The organism is Streptomyces sp. NPDC052301, assembly GCF_044593395.1.
Classification (GTDB): domain Bacteria; phylum Actinomycetota; class Actinomycetes; order Streptomycetales; family Streptomycetaceae; genus Streptomyces.
Window position 1 is genome coordinate 48,218 of record NZ_JBIUBE010000022.1, and the last position, 26,295, is coordinate 74,512.

Sequence of the window (26,295 nt, forward strand, 5' to 3'; positions counted from 1 at the left end):
CCGGTGGGTCGGGACGCGCCCCGGGGTGGAGTCACCCAGGGACGCGCCCCGGGGTGACTCCCCAACCGTGAAGACCGCCACGACAAGGGAATCCTCCGAGGTGTCAGGGAGCGAGATGCGCGGCCGTCACCGCCAGAGCCGCCGCCATGATGCTCAACTGGGGGTTCACTTGCGGGCAACTGGGGAGTACGGAGGCGTCCGCGATCAGCACTCCCTGTACCCCGCGGAGCCGGCCCGCCGGATCGGCGGGGAAGAGCCGGGGGTTCGCGCCCGCGGCGATCGTGCCCGTGGGATGGTAGGCCGACAGATGCAGCTGTCGTACGGTCGTTCGGGCGAGAACGGCGTCCAGCTGCGCCAGGTCGCGAACCCGGGGGGTGTGGGGGACACCGGTGAGCACTTCTTCGGCGCCCGCGGCGAAGAGCAGCTCGCCCATGGCGCGGACGGCCCTCATCAGGCGCGCACCGTCGCGAGGGTCCACGCCGTAGCGGATCAGTGTGCGGTCACGGCCCAGGACGCGCCCGGAGGGCCGGTCGGCGATCATCGCACCGAGCGTGGCAAGCCGGTCGGCGCTCTCCAGTTCGCGCCGTAGCTCGGCGCCCAGCCCGGGCAGGACGAACGAGCCCATGCCGGGCGGGGTGGCCGTGGCCTCGATGAGGATCCCCGCGTCGTGGTGCTCCTCCACACCGACGCTCTGCAACACCCCCTTCCAGGCGGTGACCGGCTGCGCGAAGCGTCCGGCGACGCTGGTGGCCGGGTGCACACTGAGGTTGCGACCGAGGCGTGGATGCCGGCCGAGCCCGGAGCGGCGCAGCAGCGGTGGTGACTGCAGTGCACCGGCAGCGACGACGACCAGTGGGGCGAGTATCTCCGCGCTGCCGTTCTTTCCGTGCACCCGCACCCCTGCCGCCCGCGGGCCCCCGGGCCGGTCCGCGTCGACGAGGATGCGCTCGACCCGTGCCCCCGTCACGATGCGGGCCCCTGCGGCGCAGGCGTCGGGCAGCACCGAGAGCTGCACGCTCTGTTTGGCGCCGGTGGGACAGCCCACGACGCACTGGCAGGAGCCCCGGCAGCCGGGTGCGTTACGACGCAGCGGAGATGCCTGCCAACCCAGTTCCCGGGCGCCGGCGAGCGCCATGCGGCCGTTGTTGCCGAGAACGTCGGCGGGCTGGGTGGCCACCTGCAAGGTGCGTTCGGCCTCGTCCAGGTACGGGCCGAAGCCGTCGGCGAGGCTGAAACCGAAGTCGCTGCTCCAGCGCGCGAGGACGTGGACCGGAGTCCGGTAGCAGGTACCGGAGTTGACGACCGTGGTGCCGCCGACGGCCCGGCCTGTCGGCAGGAGCAAGGGCGGGGTGCCGACGGCGACGGACGCCCCGCCGTCCCGGTACAGCTCGGTGAACCGGTCGAGAGGCACGCGCCGGCCGAACCACTCGGTGCTGTGGTGGTGTCCCTCTTCCAGGACGACCACGTCGAGTCCCGCCCGGGCCAGCGTCCGCGCGGCCATGGCCCCGCCCGCGCCCGAACCGATGACCACGGCGTCGGCGGTGCAGCGAGCGGGCCAGGCGGTCAGCGGCGTCACGTTCAGCGGCGGGTCCTGACGCGTGAGGACCGGTGCTGCGGAGCCGCCCCGGAGCATGTGCTCGGTGCCGGCCGCCAGAAGGACAGGTACCTTCAGCACGTCCAGCAGTGGGAGGAGCGCGGGACGCGCGGCGAGACCACGCAGGACCAACTCCCTTTCCAGCGCGGTGAGTTCCCTCAGAGAGCGTCCGGTGCGTGCGAGGGCGTAGGCGTCCACGGCGCATGCCGCTGCCCGCACGCCGGCCCGGGCGGCGAGCGGCATCGCGGCGAGCACCGTCTCCAGGCGGGCCGGGACCCGGCGGGGCCAGTCGGCGGTGCCGTCGTCGGCGATGAAGGCGGACACGAGGCCGGCGAGACTCATCGTGTGCCCACCTCCGCGTGGGCCGTGCCGTCGAGCGTCCACTCCGCCTCCGAGCGCCAGCGGCCGAAGCGCCGGCGCTCCAGCAGGACGTGCGCGTCGGCGCGCTCGCTGTTGCGGCACGTCGCGTGCCGGCCGTCGGGATCGGTATAGTCCAGGGTGAGCGTGCGGTCGGCGGGCTGCGTCACCTCGACGCGGATCCGGCGCAGCCCCGCGCGGCCGGTGACCGTCCACGTGGGCAGGCCGATACGGGCGCGGAAGCGCCCCGCTCCGGCCCAGCCGACGGCCGACCGTTCCGGGCGGCGCGGCCAGCAGCGGCCGTGGTGACGCAGCCGGAGAAAGACCAGGGGCGGAAGCCTGCGCAGGCCCGGACGCGTGGACACCGCTGCGACGACCTCCAGGACGTCACCCGCGCCGAGGTCGGCGTGCAGCCAGGCCCACCGGCGGGCGCTGCCATGACCGTAGATCCGGGCGGAAGCCCCCGGCGCCGCGGAGAGCGTCAGCGTCGTGCCGTCGTAACCGAATGTGCCGTCATAGCCGGACCGCGCGGCGGGAAGCATCTGAGCGGCCGGCAGCAGCGACCGGTTCCACGCCCAACGAGGAAAGGTGAACAGGGGCCCGGCCATGGGCCGTTCCCTGAGATCCCAGCGCAGGGCGCCGTCTGCCGCGGACCCCGTCAGGCGCCCCGGCCGTACCACGACGCCACCGGTGCTGAAACCGGACTTCTCGTCCGTCCACCGAGCCGGGCCGAACCGGGCGTGCCGCACGGGGCCGTGCTTCGGGAAGACCGCCGCCCAGCCATGGGCGTACGGCTCGGAACCGTCGGCGGGAGCGACCAGTTCGTGGTGCAGCCACAGCCCGCTGCCGGTGTCCGGATCGGTGATCGTGGTGTACCAGACCTCGGTACGGCCCCGCTCGCCACGCCAGCGGGGCGCAAGCAGGCCACCGGGATCCACCTGGCGGGGAAAGCGGAAACCGGCGAGGAAGGGCAGGAGCTGGGTGGTGAGGGGGAAACGGAGGGTGCCGGTGCCGATCGGCACCGCGTCCTCGAAGACGGTGTACGGCAAGACGGTCATCGAGGTGACGGGCCTGCGCGGGGTGACGGACTTCCAGCCGTCGAAGGTGAGCCGTCGGCCGCCGGCGGTGAAGGCGATGCGGTAGCGGATGCGGCCGCGCGTGAGCGGTGAGATCTCCAACTCGCCCTGCACATCGGGGTCGTCGGCCCAGCCCGCGACACGGATCCGACCCGTGGCGCGGGCACGGGTGGTACCGAGGAGCCTCAGGAGGCGGTCGGTCGAAACCGTCAGATCCAGACGGACCGGACGCGCGTGCTCTTCGCCGTCGAGCGTAAGTGTGCCGACCATCGTCTCGCTGAAGCGGGTGCCACGAGCCGATGAGCCGTTGCCGTTGCCGTTGGCGTTGCCGTTCGGTGACGTGCGTGCTGTCGTGTCCTCGCTCATGCGCAAGCCTCCAACATGATCCGTTCGGTCGCCGTCAGGTACCGCTCGGCCGCCTGTCGGGCGCCGGCCTCGTCGCCGGCCGTGACCGCGTCGACCACCGGCTCCAGGCGTCCGTGCGCCACGGCGGCGTCCTCGAACGGAGCCCTGAGCGCCGCGCGCACGGGCAGATAGGCGTTGAACAGCGTGTTGGTCAGCAGGACGTAGACGCGGTTGCCGGTGGCGCGGGCGAGGGCCCGGTGGACCTCGATGTCCGCGAGCTGTACGGCATCGGCGTCCACCGCCTCCGCCACGGCCGTCAGCAGCGTGCGAAGCTCGGCACGTTGACGGCCGGTGGCACGGACGGCGGCACGCTGGGCGATCAACGCGCCGATGTGGCGCCGCACTTCGAAGACCTCCCGTATCCAGTCGGGGCTGTGCCGCACGAGCATCGGCAGCAGGTCGGCGCCGCCCAGCCGCAGGTAGTCCCGGACACGGGTGCCGACACCGTGCCGCGTCTCGAGCAGTCCGGCCTGCGCCAGACGTCCGAAGGCGTGCTTGAGGGTGGTGCGCGTGACGCCGTAACCGTCGGCGAGCGCGCGCTCCGGCGGCAGGTAGCTGCCGGCCGGGTGGTGTCCGGCGAGGATGTCCTCGCGCAGACGGCTCTCCAGGACATCGACGATGGTTTCCCGCGGCAGTGCCTCCACGCAGTCCTCCCAGTGGCTCAGTGGATGAGCCACTGAACCAGTTCTCGCCCGCGGGCGTCAATGGTCATGACAATCCGACGCCCAAGGGGAAGTCCGGTCCGGCCGACGGCGATCACGCGATCACCGCGTCGTACTCCGTACCCGATGACGCCTGGTACTGGGGACCAGGTCGACCGGCAGATCCGCGCTTCGCGAGCGTGGATGCGGCTGCGGCCCGAACTCGTCCACATCATGCACCGGTTGCGCCAGGAGCACCTCGGCGTCATCGACGATGACCACTTCCCCCACGTCCTGGCGAAGGCACGTGCCGCAGTCCCCCAGGCGGACCTCGCCGCCGTACTCGGGGCCGCGCTGGTTGCCGCTGACCCCGGCCCTGATCGGTGCCGCCACTCCCGCTCGCTACGGGGTGCTCGGGCTCGCGTACTGCGCGCTGGCCACAGCGGGCGTGACAACGATGCGGAAGGGCGACTTTCCCACCTCGGGGGACGCCCTGCTGGTCAGCTGGGCCGGCATGATCGCGTTCGCCGTGTACGGGGTCGCACTGACCGTCGCAGTCCGCTCGTACTGGCTTCGGACGCGCCCGATCGACCAGGTGCCCGTCCCCACGGGACGCGCCCGGTAGGGGCGCACCGGCAGCTCCACGTGACGGTCCCGGACCCCCTGGAACCACACCGTCCGCCCGCCCACGCCCGCCATCAAGGATTCAACCTTTCATCCTGCCTGCAGACGCCGGGTTTCAAGATGCCGTCGGGTAGCCGGTCCCATAGCGTGGTCATTAGTGCGTCCAGGGTGTTCCTCTCCCTTTCCGTGGAGCTCGGCGGACCTTCCCGTCACCGCGAGAATCAGCACACCTCCAGGAGACATCATGGCCACGGCCTCCAGTCGCCCTGTCTCGGTCTACGTCCTCGCCGGAATCAGACTTCTCAACGGAGCCGCCGGTCTGCTGGCGCCGGAGTTGCTCATCCGACGGTTCGATCCCGACCGCGATCCGCCCAGCCCGGCAGCCGTCTACGCCTTTCGGCTCTTCGGCATCCGCACGGTCCTGCTGGGCCTCGCCCTGCTGACCCACAGCGGTGAACGGCTGCGGGAGGATCTGCGCGAGGCCGTCCTGATCCACGGCAGCGACACCGCGACAGCGGCCACGGTCGGCTTGCAGGGGCATGCACCGCCGCGCACCGCCGTGCTGACCACCCTCATCTCGGCCGTCAACACCGCGCTGTCCGTCAGCGCCACAGCCTCCCTCGCCGACTCCGCGGAGAGCAAGCCGAGATGACGGCGACATCCGGGGCCGTTCCCCCCACCGAGACGGGATTCGACTACGTCGTCGTCGGCGCCGGCGCGGGTGGCGGTCCGCTGGCCGCCAATCTCGCCGCCGCGGGCATGCGCACCCTGCTGCTGGACGCCGGCGGGGCCGAGGACAACGACCGCTACCTGGTGCCCGCGTTCCACGCCGACGCCTCCGAGGACCCGGTGCAGTGCTGGAACTACTTCGTACGGCACTACGCCGACGAGCAGCAGCAACAGCGCGACGGCAAGTTCGTGCCGGGCAAGGGCGTCCTCTACCCGCGCGCCGGGACGATCGGCGGGTGCACCGCCCACCATGCTCTGATCACCGTCTATCCGTACAACCGCGACTGGGACGCCATCGCGGCGGAGACCGGCGACGCCACCTGGCACAGCACGGCCATGCGCCGGTACTTCGAGCGGCTGGAGCGTTGCACGTACCTGCCCAGACCCAAGCGTCCGCCGCGCAACCCGCTCGTGGCCGCGGTGCTCCGGAGCCTGCCCCTCGTGGCCGCCCGGTACCGCAACGACGCCCGGCACGGATTCGACGGCTGGCTGCCCACCGCACTGGCCGATCCCCGACTCGCCGTGCAGGACCAGCAGTTGCTGAAAGTCATCCTCTCCGCCGCGGAGGACACGCTCGCCGGCTTCCTCGGCCGGCCGCTGTCCCCCCTCGAGGGGGCCGACTCCTTCGTCGACCCCAACGACTGGCGGGTGCAGACCCAGGCGCTGCAAGGGCTGTGGCAGATCCCCATCTCCACGGAGGGCGGCCGCCGCAGCGCCGTACGTGAACGCGTCCAGGCCGTACAGCGCGGACATCCGGACCACCTGGTGGTCCGCACCCACGCGCTGGCCGCGCGGATCGTACTGGACGAGGGACATACGGCGACCGGCGTCGACTACCTGGACGAGGCGCATGCCTACCGGGCCGATCCCGGCACTCGGCCGGACACCGGACCGCCGGTGCTGCGCCGGGTCCTCGCCTCACGCGAGGTGATCTTGGCGGCCGGTGCCTTCAACACACCCCAGCTGCTGATGCTCTCGGGTATCGGACCGCCTGAGGAACTGGGGCGCCACGGCATCCCCGTGCGCGTCGGACTGCACGGGGTGGGCGCGCACCTTCAGGACCGGTACGAGGTCGGCGTGGTCAGCCAGATGGTCCGCGAGTTCCCGCTCATCGAGGAGTGTGACTTCCACGCTCCGCAGCCGGGGACCGAGCCGGACCGCTGCTACCGGGAGTGGCAGGAGGGCAAGGGCCTCTACACCACCAACGGCGCCGTGCTCGGCATCACCCGCAAGTCCCGTCCGGACCTGGACACCCCCGACCTGTTCATCTTCGGCGGGCCCTTCGACTTCAGGGGATACCGTCCTGGTTACTCCCTCGACCTCACCCACCACAAGGACCGCTTCACCTGGGCCATCCTCAAGAGCCGCACCCACAACACGGGAGGCCGGGTGCGGCTGCGCTCCGCAGACCCGCGCGACACCCCGCTGGTCGACTTCCACTACTTCACCGAGGGCACGGACAAGGAGGGCCTGGACCTCGAAGCGATGGCCGACGCCGTCGAGTTCGTCCGCGGGATGAACCGCAGGGCCGGCTCCGTGATCCGCAAGGAGCTGTGGCCCGGCGACGAGGTCGACGACCGCAACGCCGTCCGCCGTTTCGTCCAGGACGAGGCCTGGGGGCACCATGCGTCGTGCAGCTGTCGGATGGGACGCCCCGATGACCCCTCGGCGGTGGTCGACAGCGCGTTCCGGGTCCTCGGGGTGGACCACCTTCGGATCGTCGACGCCTCGGTCTTCCCCCGCATTCCCGGATTCTTCGTCGCCGCTCCCATCTACATGATCAGCGAGAAGGCGAGCGACGTGATCCTGGCAGACGCTGCCCCGTCCTGACCCACTCCTGCCTTCCGACCCTGGCCTCACCGAACGCAACCACCAGGAGCCCTCCAAGGAGGATCGCGATGAGCACGCACCGACGCGCCCCACGGCGCCCTTCGGCCGGATACCGCACGTCCCTGCCCTGGCGGATCATCACCGCTGCCGCCCAGTACATCGACCGCCGCGTCGGCTGGGACAAACTGCCCGTGGCGGCGGGCCTGGTCACGCTCTTCGGGCTGCGCGTCAAGCTCCGGCAGAAGAACCTGTACGACACCAGCCGACTGCCCGCGATCAACCAGCCCGAGCCCGCACCCGGGACCGCGAGCCACGAGGTCAACCGGGCCGCCGACGGCAGCCACAACGACCTCGCCGAGCCACGCATGGGCATGGCCGGCACCCGCTTCGGCCGCAACATCCCACTGGAGGCCATCGCCCCGGCCGCTCCCGAGGACGTCCTGGCCGCGCCCAGCCCGCGCGAGGTCAGCCGCGCCCTGCTCACCCGCGACGAGCTCATCCCGGCCGAGTCCGTCAACTCGCTGGTCGCCGCCTGGCTCCAGTTCATGATCCGAGACTGGTTCAGCCACGGCACGAGCCCCGCGGACCGGCCCTGGGAGGTTCCCCTGGTGGCCGACGACCCGTGGCCGGAGAACCCCATGAAGATCATGCGGACCCCGGACGACCCCACGCGTGACCCACAGGCACCCCCCGGTACGCCCGATACCCGCGTCAACGTCTCCTCCCACTGGTGGGATGCGTCGCAGATCTACGGGAAGAACGAAGCCGAACAGCAGCAGTTGCGCACCGGCGAACTGGGCAAGCTGCATCTGTGGGACGACGAGAAGGCACCGGTCCCGGCCGACCCGTCCCAGGACCCCACACGCGTCCCCGGATTCTGGCTGGGCCTCGCCATGATGCAGGACCTGTTCACCCGGGAGCACAACGCGATCTGTGACCACCTGCACGGCGCCTACCCGTCCTGGAGCGACGAGGAGCTGTTCCAGCGAGCCCGGCTCGTCAACTCCGCGCTCCTCGCGAAGATCCACACCGTGGAGTGGACACCGGCCGTGATCAGCCACCCCACCACCGTCAAGGCGCTGCGCGCCAACTGGTGGGGCATCGCGGGCGAACGCGTCCACAACCTGTTCGGGCGCATCAGCGACAGCGAGGTCATCAGCGGCATCCCCGGCGGCGAGACAGATCACTACGGCGTCCCGTACAGCCTCACCGAGGAGTTCGTCGCGGTGTACCGCATGCACCCGCTGATCCGCGACGACTGGCACCTGCGCGCCGTGGCCGACGACACGACCCTGCGCCACTGCACCCTGCGCGACATCGCCGGTCCGGGAGCGCTGAAGTTCCTGGAGACCACGGAGATGGCCGACCTGCTCTACAGCTTCGGCACGCTGCATCCCGGACTGGTCACCCTGCACAACTTCCCCAAGTTCCTCCAGGAGTTCGAGCGGCCGGACGGCCAGCTGCAGGACCTGGCCGCCACCGACATCCTGCGCTCCCGGGAGCTGGGGGTGCCTCGGTACAACGAGTTCCGGCGGCTGCTCAGGCTCAAGCCGGCGGAGAGCTTCACGGAGCTGGCGCACGATCCGGCGTGGGCCGAGCGGATCGAGCGGCTCTACGGTGGCGACATCGAGAAGGTCGACCTGATGGTCGGCCTGTACGCGGAGAAGCTGCCGGCCGGATTCGCCTTCAGCGACACGGCGTTCCGCATCTTCATCCTCATGGCGTCGCGCCGGTTGAACAGCGACCGGTTCTTCACCACCCACTACACCCCGGAGGTCTATTCCAAGGCCGGAATGGCCTGGATCGACGACAACAGCATGGTCAGCGTTCTGCTGCGCCACCACCCCGAACTGCGTACGGCCCTGTCCGGGCTCGGCAACGCCTTCGTGCCCTGGCACAGCGCAGCACCGAGGAAGACCTGAGATGCGAACGACCGAGCGGACAGGTCAGGAGCGCGCACGCCAGGCCGCCGCGGCCGCCGACCGGTACCGCGAGACCAGCGACGAGCGCGCGTCCGTGGAGCGGCAGTTGGATGCCGGCGTACCGTTCCCCGACTCGCGGCAGGCGCTCGCCGCGCGTGCCAGGCGGCTGTTGGACCGGCACGCGGTCCCGGCCGCCATGGCCGTGGAGGCCGTGCGCGCCGAGCCGCTGACCGCGCCCGACGCCTACGAGCGCATCCTCGGGGTGTCCAAGGACCTGCAGGCGTGGAGTTTTCTGCCACGTGGCGCGCGGGCGGCGCGAACCGTGGCCCGGATATCGGTACGGGAGAACGGCCGGGAACTCCCGTTGGGCACCGGCTTTCTGGTGTCGCCGAGCCTGTTGATGACCAACCATCATGTGCTCACCGACGCGGAGGCCGCCCAGCAGTGCTTCGTCGAGTTCGACGCCCAGGTCACGGTCGACAACACGCCGCAGCCGTCGGTGCGGCTGGAACTGGACCCGGACGCGTTCTTCGTGGCCGACGAGCGCCTGGACTTCGCCCTGGTGCTGGTCGCGCCGGACGCGGGCGGGCGGCCGCCCGGCGAGACGTTCGGCTGGAACCGGCTCAGCGCACAACCGGGCAAGCTGGTCGTAGGCGAGCCGGTGAACGTGATCGGCCACCCGATGGGGCGCCTGAAGGAGATCGCCGTCCGCGACAACATGCTCCAGGTGCGGCTCGACGACTTCCTCCAGTACAAGACGGACACCGAGCCCGGCAATTCCGGCTCCCCGGTCTTCAACGACCAGTGGGAGGTCGTCGCGCTCCACCACAGCGGAGTCCCGAGGACCGACGACCAGGGACGTGTCCTGCGCAGCGACGGGCAGGTGTGGCAGCCGGGTGACGGCGACGACGCGGTCGACTGGGTCTCCAACGAGGGCGTGCGCATCAGCTCCGTCCTGCGGCACCTCGCGCAGCTGCCACCCGACAGCCGGTCGGGCCCGCTGGCGGACATGGGCGCCGAGTCGGGGCTGAGCCTCGGTCCGGCGGAGTCCGCCGCGCCGGTCCGAACAGCCGCAGACACCGTAGGGGCACCGGCCGTCGCGCCGGCCGTCACCCGCAGGGGCCTGCGCGCCCGGGAGGGCGCGTTCGGCGGCGAGCGCCATCTGGTCTTCCTGCACGGGCGCTCCCAGCAGGGCAAGGACCCGGAAAGCCTGCGCCGCGAGTGGACGGCCGGCCTCGACCAGGGACTCGTCCGCGCCGGACTCCCGCCGGTCGATCCGGCCGACGCCTGGTTCCCGTACTACGGCGATCGACTGGTGCAGGCGCTCCCGGCGCGGGAGGCCGTGGCACGGGCCACCGAGACCACCGGTCTCTCCCCGGCGGAGGCGGTGGCTCCCGCATCGTCCACGGCCCGAGCGGTGTACGAGGAGATGATCGGTGAGGCCGCCGTCCGATGGAACGCCCCGCAGGAGACGCGGCCGGACGTCGAACGGCTCGCCCCGGGTGACCTCGTCGGGCCGCTCCACCGGCAGCTGAGCTGGCTGGCCGCGAGGAGTGACCTCGATGCGTGGACCATCGCCCTCGTCCTCCGCGACGTGGCCGCGTACCTCGACGACCCGGGTGTCAGGGACGCCGTCCTGGACGGTGTGCTGGAGACGTTCCCGGAGGACGGGGAGGTCGTTCTCGTCAGCCACAGCCTCGGCACCGTGGTCGCCATGGACCTCACCACCCGGCTTCCGACCGCGTTGCGTACGATCCATCTCACCACCGTGGGCAGCCCGTTGGGGCTCGACAGCGTGTACAAGAGGCTGCTGGTCGAGGTGCCGAGGCGCCCCGAAACGGTGACGGACTGGCTGAACGCGTGGTACCCGTCGGACGCCGTGACCATCGGGTGCCCGCTGGCCGACGAATGGGCGGGCACGGTGACCGACGTCGCGGTCGTCAACGCCCGCGACCAGGCCCACAACATCATGGAATATCTCTCCCACCCCGAGGTCGCCGGGGAGATCGGCGGCCACCTCAAGCTCAGCTGATCGTGCGCATGCGCGGTCGCCCGAGAAAAAAACAGCGGCTGCTGTCGATTCCGTCACCTCCCGTTCGACGTCAGGATGTGCGGCGCCTTGCCACACGACGAAGCGACGTGACCAGACGAGGAAACACGTGGATCAGCTGCTGAGAGTCATGAACTTCAACGTCTCGAGCGACGGGATCGGTGCCGGTGAGCACCAGAGTCTCGACCGGCCGTTCGGGCTCGACCATCCCGAGAGGCTGTTCGCCTGGGCCGGCGCCACGGCGAGCTGGCCCATGCGCACGGATGCCGGCGGGAGCCGGGGCCTCGACGACTACTTCACGCGGGACTTCGCGCGCAACATCGGTGCCGAGATCATGGGCCGCAACAAGTTCGGCCCCCAGCGCGGGCCCTGGCAGGACCACGAGTGGCGTGGCTGGTGGGGCGAGGAACCCCCGTTCCGTACGCCGGTGTTCGTCATGACCCATCACAGGCGTCCGTCGTTCACGCTCTCCGACACCTCGTTCCACTTCGTCGACGGCGACCCGGCCGCCGTCCTCGAACGGGCGCGGGAAGCGGCGCAGGGCCAGGACGTCCGACTCGGCGGCGGGGTCACCACCATCCGCCAGTTCCTCGACGCCGACCTCGTCGACACCATGCACGTGGCGGTCTCGCCGGTGGAGCTCGGCTCCGGACTACGGCTGTGGGAGTCCCCCGATGAACTGCTCGACCGGTTCCACCTGGAGGTGGTGCCGAGCCCGGGCGGCGTGACGCACCACCTGTTCTGGCGAAGGTGACGCGAGGGCCCACCCCAGTTCGGACTGCGCCTGCGAGGGGGCGTGGGCCCTGCCCTGTGGTTCCCCGTGGTGGAGCCGACCGGCGATCTCGAGGACGATCCCAACATCACCGACAAGAAGTTCCCGGGCAACCCCACTCGCTCCTATCGCACACGCGAGCCGGTACGCATCGTCTCGGAGCTCAAGGGCTGGGCCGGTCACTCCCCGGAGCAGATCAAGGTCATGTCGGACGGGCTGGCCGGCCTTCGCCGCCGCGGCGTCGCCGCGATCCTGGACTGACGAGAGCCGCCGCTCTTGAGGAGCGGACGAGGATCAGGACGGCCACGCCGTTGTATCGACAGAGGTCAGGCCCGGGGCCGTACACGCAACGGCGCGTAGACGAGCAAGGCCGCGAGGAACGCCACGGGGTAGGCGAGGTCGGCGCCGTGCAGGGCCCGGGCGACCGGGCCCACGTACAGGCTGGTGCTCATGAACGGCACCGCAACGGCGAAACCGACGATGAACGCCGTGAGAGCCGGCCACCACGGCTGCGACTCCGCCTCTTCCGCCGTCAGGTCGATCGGGCGGCCGCCGCGCGCCCGCGCGCGGACCACCCAGTCGACGATCACGACCGCGACGAACGCGGGGATCCAGTAGCCGACGAACAGCAGTACGTTCTGGAAGCGGGCGGTGGTGTCGGCGGCGTGCATCCACAGCACGAGCGGGAAACCGAGCACCGCGGCGAGCCCGGCGGCCACCGGCCGCGGCAGCCGCACGCCGACGGTCTGCAGCGCCAGTGACCCGCTGTAGTCGTTCATGGCGTTGCTGCACAGGGCCGCGAGAGCGACGGCGAGGAGTCCGAACGCGCCGAGCGCGCCGCCGCCGAGCAGCCGGTCCACGCCCCGGGCGGTCTGGTCGGTGAACTGGGCGGCGCCCCACAGGCCGAGCGCCTGCACCGCCACGAAGGACACGCCGACACCGAGCAGGGTGTACCAGAACATGCGCGGACGGGACGCCGTCCGGGGCAGGTAGCGGCTGAAGTCGCTGGCGTACGGGGCCCACGAGAGGGCGAGACTCAATGCGACGGTGCAGGTCAGAACGAACGCACCCGCCCGGTCGGCGCCGTGCACGGTCGCGGCCGTCGCGGGCTGGGTGCCGTGCCCGAGTTTCACCGCCAACGCGACGAGCGAGGCGGCGAGCGCGAAGGTCATCACGGTCTGCAGGCGGTGGATCGCCTCGTATCCGATCACGCCCAGCGCCCCCTGGGCCGCCAGCATCACCAGGACCCCCAACCAGAACGGCCAGCCGAACAGCTGGGCCAGCGCGTCCCCGCCGAACAGACCGATCAGCGCGTCCCAGGCGATCGACGACAGCCACTGCAGGGTGCCCGGCAGAGCGACGGCCCGTCCGAAGGCCAGCCTCGCCAGCGGCAGCTGGCCCGCCCCGGTCTGGCTGCCCCAGGTCCCCAGGTAGGCCGTGGGCACCGCACCGAGCAGGGTGCCGAGCACCACGGCGAGCAGCGCGGTGGCGAAGTCCAGACCGAGGACCGCCCCGACCGTGCCGGTGAACACGCCGGTCATCGTCAGGTTGGGGGCGAACCACACGGTGAACAGGCGCCGGGGGCTGCCGTAGCGAGCGTTCTCGGGCACCGGCGTGATGCCGCGCGCCTCCACCCGCAGATCGCCGGGGGCCGTCGGCATCCGGCCGTCGAAGACCCGCCGCGCCTCGGCGACGGCCGTCTCTTCATGGGCATACGGCAACGACATACGACATCCCTCCGCCAGTCCTAACTGGTTCAGGTTCAACGGGTGTGATCTCAGCCCCCGTGCGGGGGCACCCCGTGTCCAGGTACGCCGGCCAGAATAGCCCGGACCGGTGACCGGTTCCTGCCGGGACGGGACGGGGCGTGTGGCACCGCGCGACCACGGACGCGGGACGGCCGGGCGGCGAGCCGCTGCATCGGCGGAGTCTTCCTCGGCATGAAGCAGCGGCTGGGCCTCGCCACCGTCCTGATCGGGGACCCACCCGTGCTCATGTTCGACGAGCCGATCAACGGCATGGACCCGGAGGGCGTGCTCCGGGTGCGCCCGCTCTTCCGGCGCCCGCCGACGAGGGGCGCACGGTCCTCCTCTCCAGCCACCTGATGTCAGAGATGGAGAACACCGCCGACCAGTTGGTCGTCATCGGCCGGGGCCGCCTCTTCGCCGCAGCCGGTACGCGACTTCGCAGCCCGTAGCACCGGCAGCAGCGTTCTGGTGGGGACACCGCACGTCGCCGAGATGGCAGCCGTGCTGACCGCGGCGGGCGCCTCGGTCGAGCCGGTGGGCGCGGCCGACGCCGGCTCGCCGGGTCCGGGCTCCCAGCGGACCGGATCGGGGCGCTCGCCTTCGAGAACGCCATCCGGCTGAGCGAGCTGACCACCCGCGCCGCCTCCCTGGAGGCGGCCTTCATGGAGCTGACCGCCGACAGCGTCGAATACACGGCAGGAGAGCGATGGTGTCGGCCGCCTGGAGGCGCCTGGTCCAGAAGTGGAGCCCGGGACCCGGGTCCCTGGGCTACACCGCCACGGTCTCCGGCTCGTGCCTCGTGTACGCGCTCCGGCCGTCGGTCACCGTCGCACTCGCCGTCTTCGTCGTGCGACACCGCGACGTACGAGGCCTGCCTGCAGGGCGCGCACGTCGTGCCCTGCAGGCTCCTGACCGGTGGGAGTGGCGGTCACGGCAGGGCGTCACCCGAGCCGGAACCGGAACGTCGTCCGGGCTCGTCCCGCACAGGGCGCAGCCGCGTCCGGCCGTACGATCGCACCGCACCCGGAGCTCAGCTCATCCGGCACGTGCGATGAACGGGGCCCCTTTCGGCGTGTCCGGCAACAAGGGTGACAGGATGAACCCCATGAGCAACGTCTACTTCGACATCAGCATCAACGGCGCCCCGGCCGGCCGCATCGTCTTCAACCTCTTCGACGAGGTCGTACCGAAGACCGCGCGCAACTTCCGTGAACTGGCCACCGGCCAGAACGGCTACGGCTACGCCGGCTCGGGCTTCCACCGCATCATCCCCCAGTTCATGCTGCAGGGCGGTGACTTCACCCGCCACGACGGCACCGGTGGCAAGAGCATCTACGGCGAGAAGTTCGAGGACGAGAACTTCGAGCTGAAGCACGACCGCAAGTACCTGCTGTCCATGGCGAACGCCGGCCCCAACTCCAACGGCTCGCAGTTCTTCATCACCACCGTCCTCACCCCCTGGCTCGACGGCAAGCACGTCGTCTTCGGCGAGGTTGTCGAGGGCCAGGACCTCGTCGACCAGATCGAGTCGCTGGGCTCGCAGTCCGGCGCCCCGAAGGGCAAGGTGGAGATCGCGGCCTCCGGCGTCGTCGAGGGCAGCTGAATCGGTCCCCTCACCCGGGTCCGGTTCGCCGAGGGTCGCGCCGTAATGATCTCCGGCGTCCCGGCCGGCCGGCCGGGACGCCGCTTGCGCGACGACGACTCCCGCAGCCGGATCGCCTTCCTGACGATGCTGCGCCGTATCGGACCCGCCCGCGGAGCCGGCCCCGCTGAAGCGGTGCTTTCGAGGAGGCTGTCCGATGCGGTGCTGCGGGGGCGCAAGAGTCCGAGGCGGCTTCTCCGGCAGGCGCGGAAGGCCGGCGTCGGGCTGTCGCCGGCTCGTGCCGCTCCTCAGCGCCGGACCGGGCGCTGAGGGCGGACCGGGAGCGCTTCGACGCTGTTGCCGATGAAGCTGCGCTGGCGGGGGAGTCGGCCCTCGGGGACGGCGAGGTCGAGGTCCGGGAAGCGGGTGAAGAGCCGTTCCAGTGCGATCGTGGCCTCGAGGCGGGCGAGCGGGGCGCCCACGCAGTAGTGCGCGCCTTGGCCGAAGGAGAGGTGCCGGGCCACGCCGGGCCGGGTGACGTCGAAGCGGTCGGCGTCCGGGCCGTGGAAGGCCTCGTCGCGCCCGGCGGCGGTGTAGCCGGCGAGGACCGGGGTGCCCTGCGGGATCACGGTGCCGCCGAGGGCCAGGTCGCGGGTGGGGTAGCGGAAGGGGAACCAGCTGACCGGGCCGTCCCAGCGCAGTGTTTCGTCCACCACGTCCGACCAGGTGGCCCTGCCCTCCAGGACCAGTGCCAGCTGGTCACGGTGGGTGCACAGCGCCCGTACGGCATTGCTGATCAGGTTGAGGGTGGTCTCATGGCCGGCGACCAGCATCAGGCGCATCGTACCGATGAGTTCGGCCTCGCTGAGGCGGTCGCCGCCGTCCTCGCGGGCGGCTATCAGGGCGCTCGTCAGGTCGTCGCCGGGGGCGGCCCGGCGGGCGGCCGCGATCGTGCCGAGCAGCTCGACGAGTTCGCCCACGGCGGCCATCACCTCCGCCGGGGTGGTGTCGGTGGCGATGACCACCGTGTAGGTCAGGTCGTGCAGCCGGTCGCGGTGCTCGGGGTCCACGCCGAGCAGCTCGCAGATGACGCTCAACGGGAGCGGGAGCGCGAAGTGGGTGCGCAGGTCCGCGATGCCGTCCGGGTTCTCGGCGGCGGCCCGGCCGAGGTCGTCGAGGAGGCCCGCCGTCAGCTCCTCGATGCGCGGCCGCAGCCGTTCCACCTGACGGGCCGTGAAGGCGTTGCCGACGAGGGAACGCAGCCGGCGGTGATCGGCGCCGTCGGCGGTATGCATGCCCTGGGCGTTGGCGAAGACCCGCAGCGGCCAGTCGGCGGGGATCGTGCCGTCGTTCAGAGCCGGGCAGTGGCGGGCGTCCTTGGCCACGTCGGGGTGGGCGAGGAACTCCTTGAGCGCGTCGTGTCCCAGGACGACCGCTGCGGGAACCCCGCCGGGCAGGACGACGTCCGCGACGGGCCCCCGGGCCCGCAGGCGGGCGTTCAGGGCGTGCGGGCAGCCGCCGCCGGGGTCGACGACGTGAGCGGGCACGGAAGCGGGGGTAGGGGAGGACAAGCGGGACTCCTGACCGTGTGAACGAATACCCGGCAACAGTGCGGTGTCGAGCACCGGTTGTACAAGTCCGTCCCGTCGGCGACTCGGCCGAGTGCCCGGCCCGTCCAGCGACGCGACTCGGTTCCGCGACGACGAGCAACAGCCGGTCAGCCCTGGACGCCTTGCTCGACCTCGACGCCCGCATCCCCGAAGACGTCTCGGACGGGGCCGCCGCCCGCCTCCGCCGCCACACCCTGCACACCGCGCACATCGACCGTGAGTCGACGGGCCCGGTGCCCGCCCCGGTCCGACCCCTGCAGGCGCCGGCGGACCGACCCTGAGGCCTGCCGGGTCACAGCCTTGGGCAACACCCTTCGAGCGGCGTCCGTGCCGGGTCGGGTGTCGGGTGTGGGTGTATCGAGTGACGGCAGAGGTGCGTGGGGTTGCGCCGGGGGCGCGTCAGGGCACCCCCGTGGCCCTGGCGCGCTGTCCACTCGGCCGGTTCGGCGGCCGGAGCCCATGATGCGCGGGTGAACGGCGGGTTGTCCTTCGCGTAGCGTCCACATCGGTGTGCGTAGCGTCCACGGGAGTTCGGTGCGGCGCCTGACGGCGGGCTGTGGGGCCGGCCCCGATCGTGAACCCTCTGTTCCACCGGTGCTCGGACGGCCGACGCCACGTCACCAACCTCTCAACCGCCGTGATCAATTGCTGTCGTCACCTCGGCGCCGACCGCACCGGTCACGGCACCCGAGCCTGCGGCAAGTTCCCCGGTCAGCCGGACGGCTCCACAACGGCGGTGCCGCGGCCTGATGTTCGGGGCGCGTCACGAGGATGACGCGCGCTTGGCCTGGACGAATGAGGCAAAAGGGGCAAATTCCGGATTCCCGCATGGAGTGGGGGTAACGGGAAGTGAAAGCCGCTACAGGCCACTACAGGGAGGAGACGCACCCGTGACGCCGAACCAGGACGTCGTCGAGATGATCCTCAGGGATCACCGGACGATGGAGGACCTGCTCCGTCTCATGCGCAACACCGAGGCCGACCGCGAGACCGCACTGCATGACTTCGCACACCTGATGATCGCGCACGGTGAGGCGGAGAGAGCCTCGGTACACCCCGTTCTCGTCTCCTTCGATGACGGGGACACCGTCGAGCACATCGAGACCGCACACCAGGAAGCCGTCAAGGTCCTCTTCGCGCTTCTGCAGGTGCAGGAGATCGGCTCCGCCGAATGGGACTGGCGGCTGCAACAGTTGGCCTCGGTCACGGCCCGCCACACGGACGAGGAGGAGCGCATTCTCGTCAACCGCGCCCGTGAAACCCTCAGTCGGCGGTGCCGGGAGGAGCTCGGCGCCGGCTTCGCCAGGACGGAAGCCGATCTGTTGACGGCGCGATGCGGCAGCGTCGCCAGCGTGCACCGGATGGTTCGAGCCGCTGCGCCCGCGTGAGGCCCTACAGACCGAACCACCGAAGACAGTCGATCTACGACAGGAGCTGCCATGCACATGAGCCTGGACGCCTTCCTCACCCAGGTCACTGAACGCGTAGGTTATGAGGGGCCGCAACAAGGAGCCAGAGCCGTACAGAACGTGCTGGAGGTACTCGGCGCCCACCTGGTGGGTGACGACCGCACGGACCTGGCCGCCCTGCTGCCCGAGGGGTGCGGATCGCTGCTGACCGCAGGCGAGCCGGCCAACGAACCACTGACACCAGCCCTGTTCGTCGAAGCAGTGGCCGACCGCAGCAACGAAGACCTCGTCGAGGCCAGACGGGAGATCGACGCCGTACTGCCGACTCTTGCGGAGATCGCGGACCACGCGCTGCTCCGGCGTCTCCTCACCCAGCTGCCCCCAGGACATGCCGGTCTGTTCGGCTGCACCGACCCCGGGTGACGCGGCCGGAGCCTCCGGTCGAGGGCTGCCCCTCTGAAGGACGATCAGCATGCCGGGGCCGGCCCGGCTCGCTTCTTCTGAACCTTCGAGAACGGGTGAGCGGGGAACACGGCGTGCGTTCGCCCCTTCCGGCTGAGTCCCACCGGCGGGGTCTCGCACGACTCGCCGTAGGAACCCCTGCTGCCCGCTCTCGGGCCGCCCGGTACTACCGTCCCGCTGTGCAACGGAGTCGACTCGTCCCGTCCGGGGCGAAGGAGGACGATCCAGATGGCTGGTTCCGTGATGACGGACCTGTCGGCGGGGCAGCTCCCGGAGTTGACGGCAGGACGGCTGCTGTCCTCGTGGCAGCTCGACGCCCCGGCGCTGCTGCTGGTCGCCGTCCTCGGCTCGTTCTACGGCTGGGGCGTACTGCGTCTGCGTCGGCGCGGCAAGCCCTGGCCGCTCGCGCGTGTCGCCGTGTTCGCGCTGCTCGGGCTCGGTGGGCCGGTGGTGGCCACCATGTCCTCCCTCGCCGTGTACGACCATGCTCTGTTCTGGCCGGCCGCCGTGCAGAACATCCTGCTCGACCTGGTGGCTCCGCTGGGTCTCGCCCTCGGTGATCCCCTGCGGCTCGCCGTCGAGGCGTCCCCCGACGGCGTGGGGGCGCGGATCCGGCGGATCATGTCCGGGAAAGTGGTCCGCCTACTGACCTTCCCTCTGGTCAGTACGGCGTTGGTGCTGGCCACCGAACTGGCGATCTACTTCACGCCGTACTTCGCCACCGCCCTGCGCGTGGGTTGGCTGCACGAACTGATGTATCTGCACCTGCTGGTGGCCGGCTGCCTGGTCGTCGTACCGGTGCTGACGCACGAAGAGGCGCTGCCGTCCTGGTGCACGCATCCCGTCCGGGCGGCACTGGTCTTCCTGGACGGCATCGTCGACGCGGTCCCCGGCGTCGTCGTCATGACGCACAGCACACTGATCGCGGGTGCCTGGTACGCGCACCACGCGCCGTCATGGGCACCGGACGTGCAGCGCGACCAGCAGCTCGGAGGTGGAGCGATGCTCAGCATCGCCGAACTGGTCGCGCTGCCCTTCATGCTGGCGCTCCTCTATCAGTGGGCACGCGCCGAGCGGGTCCAGACCTCGGCGCTGGACCGTCGCTTGGACGCGGAACTCGCCGCTGTCCCCGTCCCCACGGCCGCCACCTCCGACGACCCCGCGCCGTCCCCCGACCGGGTGCGTCCCTGGTGGGAGACCGAACAGAACGAGGTGGCCGCGACCATCCGGCGTCAGCACCGAGTCGACTGACCTGCGGTGGCCGAGGTCGGCAGACGATGAAGGTCCCAAGCCGCTCCAGGTGCCTTCATGGCCCCGGCCGAGGCCGCTCTGTTGCCGGTGACACGAGGCCGGGGCTGGAGGGCTGGGCGCACGGGGCCCGGCGGCCCGTTCGCTGTCACAGCCAGCCGTTGCGGCGGAAGGCTCGGTACAGCAGTCCCGCCCCGAGGGCCATCACGGCCAGCGCGCACGGGTAGCCGTAGCGCCAGTCCAGCTCCGGCATGTGGGAGAAGTTCATGCCGTAGATCCCGGCAACCATGGTGGGAACGGCGAAGATGGCCGCCCACGCGCTGATGCGGCGCATGTCGTCGTTCTGCCAGGTGCCCACCTTCGCCAGGTGGGCGTCCAGGACGGAGGCGAGCAGGTCGTCCATCGCACGGACTTCCGTGTCGGAACGGGTGAGGTGGTCGGAGACGTCGCGGAAATACGGCACGACCTGCCGCGGCCAGTCGTCCCGCGCCGTGGTGAAGGGCTGCAGGACCGGGACCAGGGGCTGGATGGCGTCGCGGAACTCCACCACCTCGCGTTTGAGCGAGTAGATCCGCTCGGTCAGGTCTTCGCGGGCGGGTGAGAACACGCACCGCTCCAGCTCGGTCAGGTCCTCCCGCACCTCGGCGGCGGCCTCGGCGTAGGCGTCGACGATCACATCGGTCACCGTGTGCAGGACGCCGACCGGCCCGAGCCGTACCATCTCGTGCTGTGCCGCGAGCCGGCGCGCAGCCTCCACGGTGGGATCGTTCGCCCCGTGCCGCACGGTCAGTGCGAAGGACGGCCCGATGAAGATCATCACTTCGCCGGTTTCCACGTCCGCGGTCTGCTCGACGAACCACAGCGTCTTCACCGCGACGGCCAGCACATCGCCGTAGCGCTCCTGCTTCGGCCGCTGATGAGCCTGAACCGCGTCCTCCATGGCCAGCGGATGCAGCTCCAGCTGTTCGCCCAGCCGCTGCAGCTCCTCCTGACTGGGGCCGTCCACGCGGATCCAGGCGAACTCATCCGGTTCCAAGGCCGCCAAACGGTCGAGGGTGACCTTGCATCCCCCGTCCGCCTGCCTGCAGTCGATCTGCTCGCACTCACCCGTCTGCTCCTGGTAGATCACGCATTCCATACCCTCTCGGATGCTTCCGGGACCGCATTCCATGCTCCCGGGAGGGCAAAGAGGTGCTTGGCGGAGTGAAGGGCCTCCGGGCCGCCCACCAGGACTTCACACGGGTCGCGCGGTCGGTCCGTCCTGCAGGTGGCCGTCATGCCCGTCGGGTGCAGGGCTCGAGGCAGCCGTGCGTCCGGCCGATCAGTCACCTCGAGCGTCGCGAACCTTGCCGTGGCGGCCGATGCCGGACAGCGAGCCGTACACCCCGCTGCGCGACACCCGGTCACAGCCGCCGCCTGGGCGAGGTGCGACCCACGCCCTGATGATCCCGAGGTGTGGGCCGTTGCCTGCGGGATGCAGGCCGCAGCCGCCGAAGGAGTGGGTCCCCCACGAGGAGGTCGACGACCGCCCCGACTCCTCGTCCTTCCCTTTCGGTCGTACCGCCGCCGCGGTGGCCTACACCGCGGTTGTGGCGCGCGCCTGGCCGGCGGCCGGCTCACTCGCCACGCTCCCGGCCTGATGCGGCGTCACAGGACCAGCTGTCGGGGCCCGGGTCGAGGGGCGGAAGTCGGTCGAGCCCGTCGGCCACACCGTCGGTCCTGAACTCGCCCTATCGGGGTACTCGCGGGAATCGGAGGCGGCCGGGCGCATGACGGAGCCCGGCATGCAGGAGTGCAGAAGGATGGGAGGTGACCGCCGTGTCGAACACGCAGCCGCACCACGCCGGATCCGACCGGCGCACGGACCGCTCCGGTCAGGAGCCGGTGGGCGAGCTGGTGCAACGGGCGTCGCAGCAGCTGACCGAGCTGGTGCGCGGCGAACTGCGCCTGGCGCAGGCGGAAATGAAGGAGAAGGGCAAGCACTACGGCAAGGGCGGCGGTCTGTTCGGCAGCGCCGGAGTCGTCGGCTTGCTGTTGTTGCAGGCATTGGTCGCCACCGCGATCGCCGCACTGGCGGTGGCATTGCCGGTGTGGGCGGCGGGGCTGATCGTCACCGCGGTACTGGGTGTGATCGCCGCGGTACTGGCGATGAGTGGAAAGAAGCAGGTCGACCGGGCCGGGCACCCCAGGCCCGAGCAGACGGTCGAAAACGTGAAGGCCGACGTGGCCGAGATCAAGGAGAGTGTGCACCGATGACCCAGCCGCCTCACGACGAGCCCACCGCCGCGAGCCCCGAGGAACTGCGCGAGCAGGTCGAGCAGACACGAGCTGAGCTCGGGGAGACGGTCGAGGCGCTCGCGGCGAAGACCGATGTCAGGGCGCGCGTCCAGGAGAAGGCCGCCGACGTCAAGGAGCAGGCCGCGGCGAAGGCCGACGAGTTGAAGGGGCAAGCCGCGCTCAAGGCCGGAGAACTCAGGGCGAAGGCTGCCGACCTGGCCCATCAGGCGCAGGACCGGCTGCCCGACCCGGTCAAGGAAAAGGCCGTCCAGGCCGCCGAACAGGCCCGGGCGAAGGTGGTGCAGGCCGGTCAGATGTGGCAGGACAACGCGCCCGAGCCGGTCCGGCAGAAGACCGCTCAGGGGGCGCGGGTGGCACGGGACAACCGCAAGGCGCTGCTGGCGGCGACGGGTGCGGCCGCCGTGGTGTGGCTGGCCTGCCGGCGGGTGAAGGGCTGAGCCGGGTGGGGGGGATGAGCCGGGTGGAGGGCTGAGCCGGGTGGAGGGCTGAGCCGGGTGGAGGCGTTGGAGATCGCCTGCAGGTCGGTCGGTCCGGTGCTCGGTGCTGTCGGCGGCATGGCTGCGGGAGCGCTGTTCCAGGAGACCTGGAAGATCCTCGGCCACGACCTGGACGCCCCGGACGACACCGACGAAGTCCGCTCTTGCGTGCGCCTTCTCGCCGATCATGTTCGGGGTGCCGGAAGCTCCGGCGATCCGGTCGGCCGCCACGCCGCCGGAGATCGGGCGGCAGGGCTGGGCGGCGAGACCCGGATGACGTCGGTGTCCAGCGCCTCCACCGCGGCGCGGTCCCTTGCCCTGCAGGCTGCGACCGGTTGGCAGGGGAAGCCGTCAGCCGTGGAGCGAGCGGGCTCCCGGGCTGTCGCCTGTGAAGCGCAGGCCTGAGGCGATCTCGTCGCCGACCACCCACCAGGCGGTCTCGTCGTCCCGATGGGGGAGCGGGCCGATGTTGTTCGTCTCCCGGCGGACACGCCGGTAGCCGAGCGGGAGGAGGCTGGAACCTGCTGAGGTTCGGCGCTTCGTGACAGAGGGGGCTCGCCGCGGCCAAGCGTCCGGCGGCGCCATGAGTGGTTCTCCGGGCCCCGGTACGCCCGATGGGCCGGCTCTTCCTGACGGGGTAGCCCGAACGGCCCTGTCGGGTGGTCGGTACGTCGGTGGAAGGTGGGTCGTACGAAGGCGCACGACACCCGAACGCTGTCCCGAACCGAAAGGAATCCGGATGTCCGTCGACTCGCAGCAGGCGCCCGCCGAACTCTCGGACGAGGAGCTCGCCTCCCTGGACGCCCACTGGCGCGCCGCGAACTATCTGTCCGTGGGGCAGATCTACCTCATGGCCAACCCGCTGTTGACCGAGCCACTGCGCCCCGAGCACGTCAAGCCGCGCCTGCTGGGTCACTGGGGCACCTCTCCCGGCCTGAACCTGGTGCACACTCACCTCAACCGCGTCATCAAGGCCCGCGATCTCGACGCACTGTGCATCTGGGGACCCGGTCACGGCGGCCCGGCGGTCCTCGCCAATTCCTGGCTGGAGGGGTCGTACACCGAGACCTACCCGGACATCACGCGGGACACGGGCGGTATGGCCCGGCTGTTCAAGCAGTTCTCCTTCCCCGGAGGGGTGCCCAGCCACGTGGCTCCCGAGACCCCGGGCTCGATCCATGAGGGCGGGGAGCTCGGCTACTCGCTCTCCCACGCCTACGGCGCCGCGCTGGACAATCCCGGCCTGCTGGTCACCTGTGTCGTCGGTGACGGGGAGGCGGAGACCGGCCCGCTGGCGGCCTCCTGGCACTCGAACAAGTTCCTCGACCCGGTGCACGACGGCGCCGTGCTGCCGATCCTGCACTTGAACGGCTACAAGATCGCAAACCCGGCGGTGCTGGCCAGGCTGCCCGAAACCGAGCTGGACGAACTGCTCCGCGGTTACGGTCACGACCCGATCCACGTCACCGGCGACGAGCCGGCCGCCGTCCATCGCGCGATGGCCACGGCGATGGACAGCGCACTGGACCGGATCGCCGCCTTTCAGCGGGCCGCCCGCGAGGACGGGGCCACCGAGCGGCCCCGCTGGCCGGTGATCGTGCTGCGCACCCCGAAGGGCTGGACGGGTCCCGCCGAAGTCGACGGATTGCCGGTCGAGGGGACCTGGCGCGCCCATCAGGTCCCCTTGGCCGCCGTGCGCGACAACCCCGAACATCTGCGGCAACTGGAACAGTGGATGCGTTCCTACCGGCCCGAGGAACTCTTCGACGACCAGGGTGCCCCGCGCGCGGGTGTCCTGGCATGCATTCCGGAAGGCTGCCGACGGCTCGGCGCCACGCCGCACGCCAACGGGGGCCTGCTCATGCGGGAACTGCCGCTGCCGCCGCTGGAGAAGTACGCAGTCGAAGTCGACAAGCACGGTGCGAGTCTGCACGAACCCACCCGTGTTCTGGGCGACATGCTCGAGGACGTCATGCAAGCCACGACCGACCGCCGCGACTTCCGGCTCGTCGGCCCCGATGAGACGGCATCCAACCGACTTCAGGCGGTGTACGCCGCCAGCGGCAAGGCCTGGCAGGCCGCGATGCTGCCGGTGGACGAACACCTCGACCGGCACGGCCGCGTGATGGAGATCCTGTCCGAACACACCTGCCAGGGCTGGTTGGAGGGCTACCTCCTGACCGGACGGCACGGACTGTTCTCCTGTTACGAGGCGTTCGTGCACATCGTCGACTCGATGGTCAACCAGCACATCAAGTGGCTTCGCACCACTCGCCGTCTGCCTTGGCGCGCCCCGATCGCCTCGCTCAACTACCTGCTGACGTCGCACGTGTGGCGGCAGGACCACAACGGGTTCTCCCACCAGGACCCCGGCTTCGTCGACCACATCCTCAACAAGAGCCCCGAGGCCGTGCGGGTGTACTTCCCGCCGGACGCCAACACGCTTCTGTCCGTGGCCGACCACGTGCTGCGCAGCCGGGACTACGTCAACGTCGTCGTCGCGGGCAAGCAGCCCTGCTTCGACTGGCTGTCGATGGAAGAGGCGAAGGTCCACTGTGCGCGTGGCGCCGGCATCTGGGAGTGGGCCGGCACCGAGGACGGCACCCGCGAACCCGACGTGGTGCTGGCCTGCGCGGGCGACGTACCCACCCAGGAGGTGCTGGCCGCGGCCCAGTTGCTGCGTCGGCACCTGCCCGAGCTGGCCGTGCGCGTCGTCAACGTTGTCGACATCGCCCGGCTGCTGCCCGGTGAGGAACACCCGCATGGCATGAACGACTTCGAATACGACGGGCTGTTCACCGCGGACAAGCCGGTCCTGTTCGCCTACCACGGCTATCCGTGGCTGATCCACCGACTGGCCTACCGCCGTGCCGGTCACCGGAACCTCCACGTGCGTGGATACAAGGAGATCGGTACCACGACCACGCCGTTCGACATGGTGGTCCGCAACGACCTGGACCGCTACCGACTGGTGATGGACGTCATCGACCGCGTCCCCGGCCTCGCCGTCAAGGCGGCGGCCGTACGTCAGCGCATGGAAGACACCCGGCAGCGCCACCATGCCTGGATCCGGGAACACGGCATGGACCTGCCGGAGGTCACCGACTGGACCTGGGACGGCTGAGTCATGACGAGGTGGATCACGGCCTCGGACCGGGCGGGAGGGTCGCCCACACCCAGTTACGGCTCACCCGCGAAGCACGCCGGATCTCCGGTCCTCTGACAGGAAGAAGGCGACCGGACGGCCCGAATGCATGATCGAGCGCCAAGGCCTCAGGCGCGCGAGCCTGTTCCTCGACCTCCGAGCCGGCCCTCCACGCGAACCTCCAGGTACGCAAAGAAGAGGTGTGGCCCGGTTGCCGGCTGCGGGCAGCTGCACGGCAGCGGAACGCAGCTCGGGTTGCGGTAGGGCCGATGCGCCGAACGCCGGCAGCGGCTGCCGCTGTGCGCGCGGTCGGCTGC

Annotated in this window: 20 protein-coding genes, 2 pseudogenes and 1 riboswitch; of the genes and pseudogenes, 16 read left to right on the top strand and 6 right to left on the bottom strand. The window is 70.8% G+C overall.

Going from position 1 to position 26,295, the window contains the following annotated elements:
- Positions 1-103: 103 nt before the first annotated feature.
- The 3 genes from ACIHEJ_RS38090 to ACIHEJ_RS38100 are packed head-to-tail and all read right to left on the bottom strand — an operon-like array spanning position 104 to position 4,109.
- Positions 104-1,936, bottom strand: coding sequence for a GMC family oxidoreductase N-terminal domain-containing protein (locus ACIHEJ_RS38090; RefSeq protein ID WP_400142432.1), 1,833 nt, complete (start codon positions 1,934-1,936; stop codon positions 104-106).
- Complete coding sequence (locus ACIHEJ_RS38095; protein WP_400142433.1) at positions 1,933-3,393, bottom strand: hypothetical protein; 1,461 nt, start codon at positions 3,391-3,393, stop codon at positions 1,933-1,935. The genes ACIHEJ_RS38090 and ACIHEJ_RS38095 overlap by 4 nt, the downstream gene beginning before the upstream one ends.
- Positions 3,390-4,109: a FadR/GntR family transcriptional regulator gene (locus ACIHEJ_RS38100; RefSeq protein ID WP_400142434.1), complete on the bottom strand. Its 720-nt coding sequence runs from the start codon at positions 4,107-4,109 to the stop codon at positions 3,390-3,392. Before ACIHEJ_RS38100 ends, ACIHEJ_RS38095 begins: the two co-directional genes overlap by 4 nt.
- Positions 4,110-4,347: 238 nt before the next feature.
- Between ACIHEJ_RS38100 and ACIHEJ_RS38105 the strand changes: the two genes are divergently transcribed.
- The 7 genes and pseudogenes from ACIHEJ_RS38105 to ACIHEJ_RS38135 all read left to right on the top strand — a co-directional run.
- Positions 4,348-4,698 (top strand): hypothetical protein, encoded by a 351-nt coding sequence (locus ACIHEJ_RS38105; RefSeq protein ID WP_400142435.1) that lies wholly within the window; start codon positions 4,348-4,350, stop codon positions 4,696-4,698.
- Between the two features lie 243 nt (positions 4,699-4,941).
- Complete coding sequence (locus ACIHEJ_RS38110; protein ID WP_400142436.1) at positions 4,942-5,349, top strand: hypothetical protein; 408 nt, start codon at positions 4,942-4,944, stop codon at positions 5,347-5,349.
- A complete protein-coding gene (locus ACIHEJ_RS38115) occupies positions 5,346-7,256 on the top strand; it encodes a GMC family oxidoreductase (protein WP_400142437.1) in 1,911 nt (636 codons plus the stop codon). The genes ACIHEJ_RS38110 and ACIHEJ_RS38115 overlap by 4 nt, the downstream gene beginning before the upstream one ends.
- 68 nt (positions 7,257-7,324) lie before the next feature.
- Positions 7,325-9,178 (top strand): peroxidase family protein, encoded by a 1,854-nt coding sequence (locus tag ACIHEJ_RS38120; RefSeq protein WP_400142438.1) that lies wholly within the window; start codon positions 7,325-7,327, stop codon positions 9,176-9,178.
- Position 9,179: 1 nt separating this feature from the next.
- A complete protein-coding gene (locus ACIHEJ_RS38125; RefSeq protein WP_400142439.1) occupies positions 9,180-11,210 on the top strand; it encodes a trypsin-like serine peptidase in 2,031 nt (676 codons plus the stop codon).
- A 127-nt stretch (positions 11,211-11,337) separates the two neighbouring features.
- Positions 11,338-11,982, top strand: a complete 645-nt coding sequence (locus tag ACIHEJ_RS38130) for a dihydrofolate reductase family protein (protein WP_400142440.1) — start codon at positions 11,338-11,340, stop codon at positions 11,980-11,982.
- Between the two features lie 66 nt (positions 11,983-12,048).
- A pseudogene (locus tag ACIHEJ_RS38135) lies at positions 12,049-12,261 on the top strand (NAD(+)--rifampin ADP-ribosyltransferase); the annotation flags it as partial.
- A 65-nt stretch (positions 12,262-12,326) separates the two neighbouring features.
- On the opposite strand, the gene ACIHEJ_RS38140 reads toward ACIHEJ_RS38135, so the two are convergent.
- Positions 12,327-13,727, bottom strand: a complete 1,401-nt coding sequence (locus ACIHEJ_RS38140; protein WP_400142441.1) for a purine-cytosine permease family protein — start codon at positions 13,725-13,727, stop codon at positions 12,327-12,329.
- Positions 13,717-13,812, bottom strand: a riboswitch (TPP riboswitch). (Overlaps the previous gene by 11 nt.)
- A gap of 92 nt (positions 13,813-13,904) precedes the next feature.
- Here ACIHEJ_RS38140 and ACIHEJ_RS38145 point away from each other — a divergent pair.
- Together ACIHEJ_RS38145 and ACIHEJ_RS38150 are read left to right on the top strand one after the other, a co-directional pair.
- Positions 13,905-14,452 (top strand): annotated as a pseudogene (locus ACIHEJ_RS38145) (ABC transporter ATP-binding protein); the annotation flags it as partial.
- A gap of 401 nt (positions 14,453-14,853) precedes the next feature.
- Positions 14,854-15,351: a peptidylprolyl isomerase gene (locus tag ACIHEJ_RS38150; RefSeq protein WP_400142442.1), complete on the top strand. Its 498-nt coding sequence runs from the start codon at positions 14,854-14,856 to the stop codon at positions 15,349-15,351.
- 287 nt (positions 15,352-15,638) lie between these two features.
- Here ACIHEJ_RS38150 and ACIHEJ_RS38155 read toward each other — a convergent pair whose 3' ends face one another.
- The gene (locus tag ACIHEJ_RS38155; protein WP_400142443.1) at positions 15,639-16,877 is read right to left on the bottom strand and encodes a cytochrome P450; all 1,239 of its coding nucleotides are present in this window, start codon (positions 16,875-16,877) and stop codon (positions 15,639-15,641) included.
- A gap of 980 nt (positions 16,878-17,857) precedes the next feature.
- Between ACIHEJ_RS38155 and ACIHEJ_RS38160 the strand changes: the two genes are divergently transcribed.
- From ACIHEJ_RS38160 to ACIHEJ_RS38170, 3 genes are all read left to right on the top strand, one after another.
- Positions 17,858-18,328 (top strand): hemerythrin domain-containing protein, encoded by a 471-nt coding sequence (locus ACIHEJ_RS38160; protein ID WP_400142470.1) that lies wholly within the window; start codon positions 17,858-17,860, stop codon positions 18,326-18,328.
- A gap of 51 nt (positions 18,329-18,379) precedes the next feature.
- Entirely contained in the window at positions 18,380-18,772 is a 393-nt protein-coding gene (locus ACIHEJ_RS38165; protein WP_400142444.1) for a DUF2267 domain-containing protein, read from the top strand.
- Positions 18,773-19,039: 267 nt separating this feature from the next.
- The gene (locus tag ACIHEJ_RS38170; RefSeq protein WP_400142445.1) at positions 19,040-20,062 is read left to right on the top strand and encodes a cytochrome c oxidase assembly protein; all 1,023 of its coding nucleotides are present in this window, start codon (positions 19,040-19,042) and stop codon (positions 20,060-20,062) included.
- A 145-nt stretch (positions 20,063-20,207) separates the two neighbouring features.
- On the opposite strand, the gene ACIHEJ_RS38175 is transcribed toward ACIHEJ_RS38170, so the two are convergent.
- Positions 20,208-21,197 (bottom strand): magnesium and cobalt transport protein CorA, encoded by a 990-nt coding sequence (locus ACIHEJ_RS38175; protein WP_400142446.1) that lies wholly within the window; start codon positions 21,195-21,197, stop codon positions 20,208-20,210.
- 746 nt (positions 21,198-21,943) lie between these two features.
- On the opposite strand from ACIHEJ_RS38175, the gene ACIHEJ_RS38180 reads away from it, so the two are divergent.
- The 4 genes from ACIHEJ_RS38180 to ACIHEJ_RS38195 all read left to right on the top strand — a co-directional run bounded on the left by ACIHEJ_RS38180 (position 21,944) and on the right by ACIHEJ_RS38195 (position 25,957).
- Positions 21,944-22,315, top strand: coding sequence for a phage holin family protein (locus ACIHEJ_RS38180; RefSeq protein WP_400142471.1), 372 nt, complete (start codon positions 21,944-21,946; stop codon positions 22,313-22,315).
- Complete coding sequence (locus ACIHEJ_RS38185; RefSeq protein ID WP_400142447.1) at positions 22,312-22,794, top strand: DUF3618 domain-containing protein; 483 nt, start codon at positions 22,312-22,314, stop codon at positions 22,792-22,794. The genes ACIHEJ_RS38180 and ACIHEJ_RS38185 overlap by 4 nt, the downstream gene beginning before the upstream one ends.
- 117 nt (positions 22,795-22,911) lie before the next feature.
- Positions 22,912-23,238 carry a hypothetical protein gene (locus tag ACIHEJ_RS38190; RefSeq protein WP_400142448.1) on the top strand — a complete coding sequence of 109 codons (327 nt, stop codon included), beginning with the start codon at positions 22,912-22,914 and terminating at the stop codon, positions 23,236-23,238.
- A 334-nt stretch (positions 23,239-23,572) separates the two neighbouring features.
- Positions 23,573-25,957: a phosphoketolase gene (locus tag ACIHEJ_RS38195; protein ID WP_400142449.1), complete on the top strand. Its 2,385-nt coding sequence runs from the start codon at positions 23,573-23,575 to the stop codon at positions 25,955-25,957.
- Positions 25,958-26,295 lie beyond the last annotated feature (338 nt).